This is a genomic window from Streptomyces sp. NPDC006235 (assembly GCF_040613735.1).
Taxonomy (GTDB): Bacteria; Actinomycetota; Actinomycetes; order Streptomycetales; family Streptomycetaceae; genus Streptomyces.
Genome location: NZ_JBEXSR010000086.1, coordinates 1 through 12312 on the forward strand (window position 1 = coordinate 1; position 12312 = coordinate 12312).

A 12312-nucleotide genomic window follows, 5' to 3' on the forward strand; every position below is an offset into this window, starting at 1 on the left:
GCTGATACCGCCAGGGGGAGCAATTTGCAGTGACTCTGGTTCGTGCGATCCCCGCAGGCGCGGGGTCGTCTAGCACTCCTCGATGTCCTGGCCAGCAGGCTTCGGAAGATTCCCGCAGCGCGGGGTCGACCGCTACGAGCCGAGGGGCGCAGCGCACGAAGTCGGAAGGTCCCCGCAGGCGGGGACGGCATGCCCTGGTCCAGAAGCCCCTTGTCCTTTTCCGGAGCATCCCCGCGGGCGCAGGTCCGACGGTGCGGGGTGTGTGGGGGGCGCATGGCCCTGGGGAGGATCCCCGCGGGCGCGGGGCCGACCTGTTGAACTCCAGGCCGTGCGCCGTGGAGCAGGGAAGGATCCCCGCAGGCGCGGGGCCGACAGCAGCCCGCGGGCCTGGGCGGCGCACCACTCGGGAGGATCCCCGGGCGCGGGGGCGACGGTGCTGACCGTGGTGGCGCTGTCCTGCCTGGCGGAGGATCCCCGCAGGCGCGGGGCCGACAACCCCCAGGCCCCAGCCCCGCGTTGGGAACGCGGAGGATCCCCGCAGGCGCGGGGCCGACCATGGGGGTCATGGGGCACATCCTGCCATTCTGGAGAATCCCCGCAGGCGCGTTGCCGACTCGGGCGACGTGTAGACGGAGCCGCGGAGGAACGGAGGATTCCCGCAAGCGCAGGGCCGACGGGATGGGCTGGTGTTCGTCGCAGCGTGAGCCCGGAGGATCCCCACAGGCGCGGGGCCGACTGCTGCCCGTCCGGGGACATGTACACGTAGCCCGGAGGATCCCCGCAGGCGCGGGGCCGACTTCGCCGTCACGCGGGCCAGGTCGGCCTGCGCCGGAGGATTCCCGCAGGCGCGGGGCCGACCGCCTCCCGATCCGTGGCCGGTGGCCGCGGATCCGGAGGATCCCCGCAGGCGCAGGACCGACAGGTCCACCAGGTACAGGCCCGTGCGGCCCTCCGGAGGATCCCCGCAGCGCGGGGCCGACCCCGGCGAGTTCGCGAGGTTCCGCCGTCGCGTCGGAGGATCCCCGCAGCGCGGGCCGACAACGACCACGGCGAGATCGGGCCCGTTCTGGGCGGAGGATCCCGCAGCGCGAGGCCGACCCGGGCACGGGCTGACGGACAGCACCGTTCACCGGACGATCCCCGCAAGGCGCGGGGGCGACACGACCACGCCGTCGCCGCCGCGGGACTCGACCGGAGGATCCCCGCAGGCGCGGGGGCGACGCGCGGTGCTCCCAGTTGATGGCCTCCACCCGCGGAGGATCCCCGCAGGCGCGGGGCCGACGCAGCCCGCACGGCCACCAACACCCCCGTCCCCGGAGGATCCCCGCAGGCGCGGGGGCGACGTGGCACCGGCCGCGGAAACAGGCGCGGCGCGTGGGGAGGATCCCCGCAGGCGCGGGGGCGACACGGTGACGCCGTTGAAGCCGATCCACGGCGGCGGAGGATCCCCGCAGGCGCGGGGGCGACGGGTGTGGGGCGGGTCATCGCTCGGTGTCTCCGGGAGGATCTCCGCAGGCGCGGGGGCGACCATCTGCTGGTACTTGATCTGAGCCGTGATGGCGGAGGATCCCCGCAGGCGCGGGGGCGAATTGTTGATGGCGAGGCGGATGGTGGCGCTGCGCGGAGGATCCCCGCAGGCGCGGGGGCGACACCAGGGCCGAGTAGTCGCGGATCTGGAGTTCCGGAGGATCCCCGCAGGCGCGGGGCCAACGGCAGCAGGTGCCCGTACGTGTCCGACGTCGTCGGAGGATCCCCGCAGGTGCGGGGCCAACACCGGCGAGATCCAGCAGGTACCCGTCGTCGCCGGAGGATCCCCGCGGGCGCGGGGCCAGCGTGGTGTTCTCGTCAGCCATCGCGGCCGACTCCGGAGGATCCCCGCGGGCGCGGGGCCAACTCGGCGAGCTTCGTCGACGCGGACTTGACCTGCGGAGGATCCCCTCAGGCGGGGCAAACCGTAGGGAAGCCCCGCCCCGAGGGTCCGCCGGCCGGAGGATCCCCGCAGGCGAGGGGCCGACAAAACGACGGGTGGTCGGCCCCGGAAGTACTGCGGAGGATCCCCACAGGCGCGGGGTGACCTGCCCTGCCTGGCTTCGGCCAGTCCCTCCGCCGGAGGATCCCCTCAGGCGCGGGGGCGACGGTAACGGCAATCCGTCGTGGGACTGCTCAGGCGGAGGATCCCCGCAGGCGCGGGGGCGACGTCTCCTCGTCGATCTCGTAGATCTCCTCCATCGGAGCATCCCCTTACGCGCGGGGTCGACCAATGGCTCTCCGCCGCCCAGCACGGCGAGACCAGAGGATCTCCGCAGGCGCGGAGGCGACGACCTTGCTGACGACGACGATGCGGGGGCCTCCCGAGGATCCCCGCAGGCGCGGGGGCCGACAACTGGCGGGGCCTGCCCACCAACCCCAACATCGGAGGACCCCCGCAGGAGCGGGGCCGACCCCGAGGACGGCATGGACTACAAGTCGGCCCGCGGAGGATCCCCGCAGGCGCGGGACCGACGTCACGGCCTGGTCTCCCTTGTCCTGGCCGAACGGAGGATCCCCACAAGCGCGGGGCCGACCGATTCGCAGACGTCGAGTCCGACCTCTCCCGCGGAGGATCCCCGCAGGCGCGGGGCCGACTCGTTGATGTACTTGGTGGAGCCGTTGGCCATCGGAGGATCTCCGCAGGCGCGGAGCCGACAGGGCGGCCGCGATCCCGGGCCGCGTACCGATCGGAGGATCCCCGCAGACGCAGGGCCGACTGCCACGGGTACGGCTTCCACCGACCCCACCGCGGAGGATCCCCGCAGATGCGGGGCTGACAAGCCCTTACCGCCGATGCCTGCGGCCTCCAGCGGAGGATCCCCGCAGGCGCGGGGGCGACACCTGCCCGGACAGCCGGGAGGTGACGGCCCCGGGAGGATCCCCGCAGGCGCGGGGGCGACCTCGCTGGGGATGGGGCTGGTTCAGCTACGTCGGAGGATCCCCGCAGGCGCGGGGCCGACTGGTGCATCACCGGCATCCAACGCGTCCCGGCCGGAGGATCCCCGCAGCTCGCGGGGACGACCGGCCGTAGCCGACTACGTGGACCGTGCCGTCCGGAGGATCCCCGCTGGCGGGGGGCGACGGGCACGCCCTGGTCGTCGCTGAAGAAGTTGAGGGAGGATCCAGGCGCGGGGGCGACGATCAGGCGGGCGGCTTCGGCGGACGCCTCGGAGGAGGATCCCCGCAGGCACGGGGCCGACCCGCCACCATCCTTGGCGGGGGTACCAATGACCGGAGGATCCCCGCAGGCACGGGGCCGACTTGAGCCAGCCGAGGTCGTTGCGGGGGTTGCCCGGAGGATCCCCGCAGGCGCAGATCCTACCTCGCGATCGGTGCGCTGTTCTCTCGCTGGTACGGAGGATCCCCGCAGACGCGGGGCCGACGCCACCATCCAGACACAGATGTCGGGCACGGTGTTCATGCCCTTTCGGGGAGCGGGGCGAGGGTGAGCAGTCCGCATCCGTAGGCCTTGGACGGGCCGATGCCGGCCAGGAGGCGCTCGGTGAGGAGGGCCGGGTCGGTGATGCGCAGGCTTCCTTCGAAGGTTACGGAGTGCATGACGACGTGAGCTTCCTTCGCCGTGGCCGGGCCTTTGCCGAAGGAGCGGCGTTGGCGGGTGGTGATGCGGATGTCGCGGGGTGGTTCTCCGTTGGTGTCGTGGGTTGCGTCCAGGTGGGGGGCTGTGGGGACGTCGAAGCCCCAGCGTTGGGTGCGGGTGAGGAACCAGCTGAGCTGGGCCGCGGCGGTGCGGTGGCCGAGGCGGAAGCCGCGCCGGTCGCCGGCTTCGATGCGTGCTTGTTGGCGCGCGGTGGGTTTGTCGGGCCGGTTGGTGTTCTGGACGGGGTTGGCGGTGAGGCGGAAGGCGAAGCTGCGGCCTGGTGCGAGTTGCTGCAGGAGTGGGGTGTAGTCGCGTACGGCGTAGTGCTCGCCGTCGGCGCCGGGCCAGCCTGCCTGTTCGACGAGGTGGGTCCAGTCCGGTTTGTCGGTGGTGAGGACGAACAGGTGGGGGCGGTGGGGGTTGTCGGCGTCGAGCCGCCACAGGGTGCGGTTCTGTTCGGGCAGGCCGGGCAGGCCTCCTTGGACGGCGGCGTGCATGGCGCGGGGGCTGGCGAGGAGTGTGCGGCTTTCGGCGCGCAGGGGGTTGATGCGGATGCGGGAGAGATAGGGCATGTCGGTCACCAGCCCAGGAGGGCGAAAGGGTCGTGGCCTGCGGTGTTCGGAGGCCGTGTGGGGTCGGGTGTGAGGCCGGTGGGTGCGGCGAGGTAGGTGTGCCGGGTACGGCGGGTGGTGAAGGTCCGGCTGGTGGGGGCGAAGGACAGGGGGACGTCGTCGCGGACTTCATCTCCTGCCGGGTCGTCGAGGGTGGCGGGGAGGTCGATGGTGGCAGCGTTGCCGTTTTGGTGCCCCCAGCGCTTGCGTACTGCGGGGGTGGCCTGCCAGGGCTCGGCGCGCAGCGCGTCCTGCAATGAGCCGGTGCGCTGGCCCAGGGCCAGGGGCTGTGTGGGCGCGCAGGAGCGGCGGCCGAGAGCGAGGGGGAAGGCCGGGTGGCGTAGGGCGTGTTCGAGGGTGGTGATGAGTTCTTGCGGGCCTTCGACAGCTGCCAGGAAGACGGCGTCCTGGAGGTAGAAGCGCTGGGTGATGTGCGTGTGCTTGGCGGGTGAGGTGGGTTTTTGCAGGCCCTTGGCGGTGACGGCGGCTGACAGGAGCGGCTGGCCGCGGTGGTCGCTGACGGTGTGGTAGTCGCGCAGAATGCTGCCGGGCTGGTCGATGCGGATGCCGAGTCCCAGCCCGGCGAGGTCGTCCAGTGCGGCGTATCGCGAGCGGCCAGCGGCTGCGGCGAGAAGGCCCACGACCCCGGATTTGGTCGGTTCGGGTCGGGTCTCACGTCGGTTGAAGGTACTGCGGTCGCCCCATGACTGCAGCGGGGCGGCGAGCCGCAGCACCAGGACGGAGGTGGGGTCAGAGGGTGTCATGCCTGTGCCCCCAGGGCGTTGGTGATGCTGGCGTGCAGGGTGGTGCGCAGGTCGTCGAAGGTGACGGGTTCGCCGAAGGCCTGGGTGAGGGTTTCGGCGGTGTCCTTGGTGCGGGGTTCGCGGGTGGTGAAGGTGTGGCTGGCCGCTGCGTAGAGGGGGGTGTCGCCCCATACCTGTGTGGCGGTGATGTGCTCTTCGGCGAGGCGGCGGGCGGAGTTCGCCTGGATGCCGGCTTCCGCCGCGACGGGCTCTTCGAAGGCGGAGACCAAGTTGACGGGCTGGTCGGTGCGCACGACGACCGCGACGAGGCTGGGCCGGGTGCGGTGGGCGAAGGAGTTCTGGTAGCCGGTGGGGGCGGACAGGACGAAGCTGTCGACGAATCGGTCGAGGGCGTCGAGAGCGGCTTGTGTGTCACCGCCGAGGTTGTCGGTGAGCTGGGCGAAGCCGACGGTGGCGTAGCGGTAGAGGGTGGCGGAGTTGAAGCCGATGGTGCCGATCATGCCGGCGCCGGTCTCGCCCTTTTCGTTCTGGTCGTCGACGGCGGTGAAGTAGTCGAACTCGAGCTGCGTCTCGTGGGTGGAGAGCGCGTGGGCCACCTGCACGGCTGCGTCGACGTTGAGCTTGGGGATGTCGGCGACCATACGTCCGAACAGGGCGACGCCCACGGGGTGCCCGGTCTTGAAGGTCTGCGCGACGGGCAGTTCCTTGACTGCTTCGGTGAGGGCCTTCTCGTCCAGTGCTGCGAGGTCTGCGACATGGTCCGTGACGAGGGCGGCCACGGCGTCGAGCTGGGCGTTGCCGTAGAAGAGGAGGTAGGCGGTGTCACCGGCCTTCTTGCCCTGGCTCAGGCCGAGCTGGGCGAGCAGGGCGGCGGCGATCCGGCCGGCGTCGTCGCTTTCCAGGCCGGTGTTCCGCGAGATGCGGGCCATGAGTTCACCGGTGATGCGCTTAGTGCGGGTGGCGCGGTCGGGCTCGGGAGCTTGGGCGTCGAAGTGCTGGCGGGACGCGCGCTTCCATGCCTGGGAGGAGACGCGGGAACGGCGGACGCCGCCGTAGATGGCCTCCTTGGGGTTGCCCTGGTCGTCTCGGTTGAGGTTGGCGGGCGGGACGGTCTGGACGACGTGCACGTCGATGTAGAGGCGCTGGGTCATCGGGTTGCTCCAGGTCGTGTGAGAGAAGCGGTAGCCGCGTGGCGTGCGGGCGGCGCGGATGCGGGTGTGCAGGTGGGAAGGGGGTGTCCGCTGCGGGGCGGCGGACGTCGGGCGTGCTGGTGGTCTCAGCGTTCGGGTCGTGGAGCCGGTGCCGGCTGGGTCCAGGCGTAGTAGTCCAGGCCCCAGCGGCGGCGCACGCGGGAGCGGGACTCGGGCCGGTTCCAGTCGTGGATGTCCAAGGCCAGGCGGTCGTAGTCGAGGGGCTGCTTGATGTCCTTGAGCTGGGTGACCAGACCCCGAAGACGCATCCGCAGTGCCTGCGTCGACGTTGCGGAGAACGCCTGCTGGAAGCGGGAGTCGACGGCCTGGTCACTGGTGCGGTCGTGACGCCGGAGCTCGAGCATGGCCCGGCCGAGACCGACTCCGTCGCGGTGCATCGGCCGGTCCTGGCTCTGCTGGTGCAGCCCGTAGAGCGCGAGCGCGATGTGCTCGGCCTCCTGCTCGGCCGAGACCTCCCCGCGTCGGGCGGCGTAGTCGTCGACCGGGCAGGTGTAGAACGGGAACAGCTCCAGCACGGTTCCGGCGGGGCGGCCCAGACCTCGGCGCAGAACCGCGAGGTCCTCGCCGGGCGGGCGCTGCGCGGCCGCAGTGCCGTTCTTGCGGCGCCAGGTGCCGTCTGCGGCGATGTAGCGGTGCCAGATGCGCTGCTTCGTAGAGTCTTCTTCGGTCATGGCCGTGTCCAGACGTGATGAGGGACGCTGTGTCACCAAGGCGTGGGAGGACGCCCGCGGAGCCATGGCCGGATTCCTCCGGCCAGGGCATGACGGCTAGAGGGGGCACCGTGAAAGGTGCCTCGCCGCCTACCGGTTGTCGGGGGTGGGGCAGTTGCGTCGATGGGCGTCTGCGCGGTGGAGGATCTGCGCACGGCGCTTGAGGAAGGATGCCTCGGCCAGCGAGACGCGGTGCGTGCGCTCGGGCTTCCCTTCCCCCTGCGGGGCGCTTCTGCCCACGAACGCTCCGACAGGCACCGCCTGTAGGAGGCGGTCAGCGACCTCCCAGCTCCGGCGCCAGGCAAGCTGCTCCCAGGCGAGCTGCCCGGCCTCGATCCGTTCCAGGTCCTCCACCTCCCTCATCCCGGCCAGCAACCGCCGCACCAGCGGGTCCAGGGCGTGCAGGACGAACTCCCCGGGGCGCTGCCCCTTGTCCCAGGGGATCGGTTCGCTGCCCAGAGCACGCCGCAGATCAGCCGAGAGATGATTGACGGCCGTGGCCAACTGCTCAGCCTGTTCAGCTACTTCAAGAAGCGCTGAGCGGACGTCACTGTCGGCCTCGAGCGCGGCCAGCGGGAGGGGCAGCGCGTCGAACATCACGTCGTCGATGACGGCTGACTGATTGCCGTACGCGACACCGGAGAGTTCCACACGCAGCGGATAGGCCTCGCCAAGATCGTGTGCCAGTGCGCCGGCCTGGTCCAGGAGCTTGCTCGTGGCGAACCCGCTCGTCCTCTCCCCTGCTTCCCGGGACTGCCGCTCGGGTGCCAGCAGCGCATCGAGCCCGCGCCACGCGGCCTTGCCGGGCTGCAGGCGCAGGGGACGACGCGGGGATGTGATGCCGCCCTTGCTTCTCCCCGTGCTTCGGCTGCCGGTCGGTTCTACTCGCCACATGGTGTGCGGCTCGGTTTCGGGTGTGTGAGGCATCCGGTCCCCCGCAGCGACCAGTACCCGCGTCACCCGCAGGCCTTCGTCGGTCGTCTCCGGGAAGAGCCGGATCCGGCGGGACTGCCAGGTCCACAGGTCCAGAAGTCCTTCGGGTGCCCGCTCCTGCCACTGAGGGGTGCCGGCCGAACGCGGATCGTCGGGCTCGCGCCTCCTCCACTGCGGCAGGTCGGCCGACGTCGGAGGCGCCCCGACCGGGAGGTTCAGCAGCAGTGTCTCGAACAGCGTCCTGCCGACCAGCAAGGCCACGCCCATCTGCCCCAGCGGCCCGGTCGGATTGCCGACCGTCTTGCCCGCCTTCGCCTTCGGGTCGCCCACCGCGCCCGTCTTGATCGCCGCAGTGTCCCAGCACTGCGTGTGCAGCAGCCAGTGTGCCGCCTGTGCCGGAGACAGCGAGAAGGCGTCGCCCTCCGTGCGGGAAGCGAACAGCGGCACGTTGTTCCCGGTGGCGGCGGTCGCTACGATCAGCCCGGCATTCTTCGTCTCGCCCTTGGTGGTCCACAGCCCGGCGACCTGCCCGAAGGGCTGCACCGGATCGAACAGATCAAACAGCCCGCGATGCGTGTCCAGATACGCCTCGAGATTGCCGCGTTGCTCCCTTGACCAGCGCCGTGTGGAGAACCAGTTCATCCACTCGCGCTCGTCGGATGGGCGGCCCAGGGCGTCGAGAACCACGGCCAGCAGAACCTGCCGGAACACGGCCGGCCTCTGGGTGGGGAGCTCCACCACAAGGTCGCCGAATTCGTGTGCCTCCAGCAACGCGGTGCGCAGCGAGTGTTCCTGTGCCGGTCCCCCTGCGGCTGGCGGTAAGCGCAGCCAGGAGTCGTCCGTTAAGGAAAAGCCATGGCTCATCGGTCCCCCTCGATGGAAGCTTCTATGTTTGACGCTAGCAGTGGCCTGGAGGCGTCCACATGCTTTCTTCGCAATCAGGTGCAACAATCCGGCCGTTGACCCCAGCGACCGGACCGTGATGGCCCGGGCTGCGGGGATGATCCTCTTCTCTGTTTGCACAGCGGATCGGGCATCGCTTCGACCCCGCGCCACGCGGGGCACCGAGCCGCCGGGCCACGGCCCGGCGGCTCACCTCCACCCCCTGCGAGCCCACTGCAGCCCACGGCCGACGCCGGAACCTACGTCTGCCGCAACCCGAAGTCGTCGTCGTAGGACACCGTGACGTCGCCGAGTCGGGCCCTTCGCGACGCGTCCAGCACCAGTGCACGGCTGCGGCGCAACCACGTGTGGCCATGCCAGCCGGGCAACGGCCGCAGCTCCTGGGCTGCTTGGGTGAACTTCGACGGAAGCCGCACCACCGAGCCCAGCACCTCATCCAGCACATCGGGCGCCACATCGCCATTGACGCTCAAGGCCCGCCCCGCCAGCGTCCGGAAGACAGCATCGTCCTCGTCCCGGACCACCAGGACGACCTCGACCGACTCGTCACCGTCGCGCACAGCCGCCTGCAACGAAGCCTCGTCGCTGCCCGCCGTGGATCCGCCGTAGTGCAGACCCGCCAGCGTCCGCTTCTCGTGCTCACCATGCGGCGTCAGCAAGAACTTCCGCGCCTCCTCGGCACGGATCCGGTCCCGGTTCCCCTGCTCCCGGCAGGCCGCCTCACCAGCCTCCTGCCACGCCTCGGGCAGCAGTGACGCATCCGCCCCGTACACCTGCTCCACCAGCCCGGGCACGTCTGCCGGAACCGACCACACCTCGCCGGCGCCGGGCAGCACAGCAGCGGTCCGCAGCAGCAGATGACGTCCGTAGATCGCCTCGCCGGCAAACGCGAACGCCGGTTCACGGCCCTCACGCGGCTCAAACCCCGTAACGAACACCCGTGGCACGCGCAGCCTCGCCGGGCGCCACGTGTCCTCGTGCCGGTGCAGCCGCCCCACTCGCTGCAGCAACAGGTCAACGGGGGCCAGATCCGTGATCAGCATGTCGGCGTCGACATCGAAGGACTGCTCGGCCAGCTGAGTCGCCACCAGGATCAGCCGGCCGCCCCGGGGGCGCGGCGTCCTCGGGCCCAGCAGACGCAGGCACTCCTCCGTCAGATCGGCACGCCGGGCAACCGTGAAACGGGCATGCAGAAGGCGCACCTCGTCATTATCGAACCGCCCGCGCAACTCTTCGTAGAGACTCTGCGCCCGCGCAACGGAGTTGCGGATGACGAGCGCGGTCCCTCCGTCGAGGAGTTCACTCGCCAGCAGCTCCCCCACCCTTGCATCCGCCTCGGCCTGCAACCGCTCCCGCTGCTCACGCGAGGAGCCCGCGCCGGGCACCGCCTCGGGCACTACCTGCACCACCACGCCGAGGTCCTCACGCCAACTGTCCGTTGCATCCACTTGGAACTGCGGCTCACCCGAGGCTGACAACCAGGCCGCCGTGACACTCGGATACCCCAGCGGCGCCGGAACCTCGACCCGGAACTCCTCACGTGATGCCGCACCGGCCAGATAAGCCTCGACCAACGCTGTGCGCTGCGCGGGGGCAAGCGTCGCCGACAAGACCAGCACCGGCACGCCAGCCTGACCCAGCCAACGCAGTGCTTCCTGCAGAAACTGACTCATGTACACATCGCACGCGTGCACTTCGTCCAGAATCACGACCTTGCCGGCCAAGCCCGCCATCCGCAGCATCACATGCCGCGTACGGGTAGCCGCATACAGAAGCTGATCAACCGTACCGACCACGAACGGGGCCAGCAGCCCGCGCTTCGGCCCCAGAAACCACTCAGCAGGCCCCTGCCGCTCCGGCACGCCGCGCACCTCAGACTCAACCCCGTACGGGTCGTCGTCCAACCCGAACTCATCCACCCCGCAGAACGCCTCGTCCGCATACGCATCCGCGTCCTCCAGGAGAGCCTTCCACTCCCGGTTGAACGCTCTCTTGCCGTGCAACAGCACTACGCGGGAGGCAAGTTCCGCTTCGATCGCCTCCACCCACCGTCGCGTGCGGGTGAACATGGGATCACTGGTCGCCTGGGTCGGCATACCCACGAACACACCATCCGCGCCGAACCTGGCCGCCAGGACCTCCGCCGCGGCCTGAGCAGCCTCCGTCTTGCCCTCACCCATCGGCGCTGCGACCACCATGAGACCCGGACGGCCCATGCTGCGAGCCGCCTCAACCACCAGGGCCTGCGAGGGCCGCGGCGCGTAGCCGAACCGGTCCCGGAACGCCTCTTGCCCTGGCACGCCCAAAGCACCCCATCCACCGTGCAGCCCCAGAGCCTTCCACGCCGACCCCGCACGCTCACGGGAAGTATCCAGACTCACCAGCCCCAGATCGTCCAAGCCCACGAAGAAGCGCTCGTCACTGGCAATCCAGTCCGCCATGACCACCAGACCGCTGAGCTGCAACTGGAGCGCCCTGGACGGAACCGCCATCGGCTCCACCTCACCGAGCGACCCGAACCCGACCTCCTGGGTGAATACATCAAGCAGAGCTTCCTGCACCCGGTGCCACGCTCCCCTCCCCCGCAGCTGGCCCTTCGCCGAACGAGGCTCCTGCACATCCCGAAGCGAAGGAAACGCACCATGATGCCCAGCCACCAGCGGCCACACCCAGTCCAGCTGCTCCGCATCCCACCCGGCCTCGGCCAGCAACTCTCGCGCCAACAGCCCACCGGCCCAGTCGTGACGCCACCGCTTCTGCTGCTTCGCCCCCGCCACAGCAGCCGACTCAACCCACGTCAACCCCGATCGGCGTACAGCCTCCGCTCCCTCCGGCCACAAACGCTGATGTGCCGGCGTCGCCTTCCCGCAATCGTGAACCCCGCACAACCAGGCAAACAACCGCCGCCCACGGCCCGGCCCACCCGCAACTTCATCCAGTGCCGACCGCGTTGCCCGCGCGAGGAAGCCGTCCCACAGCAACTCAGCAACGGCCGCCGTATCCAAGAGATGCGCCAGCAGAAGGTTCGTCCTGCCCCCTGCTCGCTCCCGCGTCTTCCCCCACAACGTCTCCAGCGCCTCTACTACGAACGGCTCATTACGCCCGCTCAGACCTTGCACGCTCCCCACCCGTCGGTCGCCCGTCCAGAACTGAGCATCAGAGGCTAGAGGCCACCACTGACAGCATGGCCTGACCTGCAGAGTCACCCACACCAACCGACGCGAAGCGGACTGCCAACCCTCCGAGAGGACTTCCGTGGCGGGGGGCGATGTGCCCCTCCGCACAGGGCGACCTGCACACGCACAAACGTCGCCATGAACCCAGTGCCCGTAGTGTTGCCGTTCAACGGCACAGGCTACCGAGAGCCATGCCAGCCATTTCTGTGCCGCAACCGGTTCACGAACTGGCGCCTCTGGCGAATCGATCGGCTGACAGGAATATCTGGCTACGTCAGGCCGAATGTTGCTCCACCCGGAACCTTCGAAATAGGGTCAGCCCCGATCCGCACTGCGCAATGCAGAACATCGAATTTCACGAGACGTTCTCATGGGT

The 12312-nt window shown here is 70.1% G+C and carries 6 protein-coding genes; all 6 read right to left on the bottom strand.

Going from position 1 to position 12312, the window contains the following annotated elements; all coding sequences use genetic code 11:
* Positions 1 to 3447 precede the first annotated feature (3447 nt).
* Positions 3448 to 4200, bottom strand: coding sequence for a type I-E CRISPR-associated protein Cas6/Cse3/CasE (gene cas6e / locus ABZ192_RS42590; RefSeq protein ID WP_356929834.1), 753 nt, complete (start codon positions 4198 to 4200; stop codon positions 3448 to 3450).
* Between the two features lie 5 nt (positions 4201 to 4205).
* A complete protein-coding gene (gene cas5e / locus ABZ192_RS42595; protein WP_356929835.1) occupies positions 4206 to 5003 on the bottom strand; it encodes a type I-E CRISPR-associated protein Cas5/CasD in 798 nt (265 codons plus the stop codon).
* Entirely contained in the window at positions 5000 to 6154 is a 1155-nt protein-coding gene (gene cas7e / locus ABZ192_RS42600; RefSeq protein WP_356929836.1) for a type I-E CRISPR-associated protein Cas7/Cse4/CasC, read from the bottom strand. The genes cas5e and cas7e overlap by 4 nt, the downstream gene beginning before the upstream one ends.
* Before the next feature lie 125 nt (positions 6155 to 6279).
* Positions 6280 to 6885 (bottom strand): type I-E CRISPR-associated protein Cse2/CasB, encoded by a 606-nt coding sequence (gene casB, locus ABZ192_RS42605; RefSeq protein ID WP_356929837.1) that lies wholly within the window; start codon positions 6883 to 6885, stop codon positions 6280 to 6282.
* Positions 6886 to 7014: 129 nt separating this feature from the next.
* A complete protein-coding gene (gene casA / locus ABZ192_RS42610; RefSeq protein WP_356929838.1) occupies positions 7015 to 8721 on the bottom strand; it encodes a type I-E CRISPR-associated protein Cse1/CasA in 1707 nt (568 codons plus the stop codon).
* Between the two features lie 278 nt (positions 8722 to 8999).
* Complete coding sequence (gene cas3 / locus ABZ192_RS42615) at positions 9000 to 11888, bottom strand: CRISPR-associated helicase Cas3' (protein WP_356929839.1); 2889 nt, start codon at positions 11886 to 11888, stop codon at positions 9000 to 9002.
* Between the last annotated feature and the right edge of the window lie 424 nt (positions 11889 to 12312).

Bases quoted from the DNA above. Each gene is read 5' to 3' on its own strand.
- cas5e (WP_356929835.1), bottom strand. From the start codon at position 5,003: ATGACACCCTCTGACCCCACCTCCGTCCTGGTGCTGCGGCTCGCCGCC.
- cas7e (WP_356929836.1), bottom strand. From the start codon at position 6,154: ATGACCCAGCGCCTCTACATCGACGTGCACGTCGTCCAGACCGTCCCG.
- cas6e (WP_356929834.1), bottom strand. From the start codon at position 4,200: ATGCCCTATCTCTCCCGCATCCGCATCAACCCCCTGCGCGCCGAAAGC.
- casB (WP_356929837.1), bottom strand. From the start codon at position 6,885: ATGACCGAAGAAGACTCTACGAAGCAGCGCATCTGGCACCGCTACATC.
- casA (WP_356929838.1), bottom strand. From the start codon at position 8,721: ATGAGCCATGGCTTTTCCTTAACGGACGACTCCTGGCTGCGCTTACCG.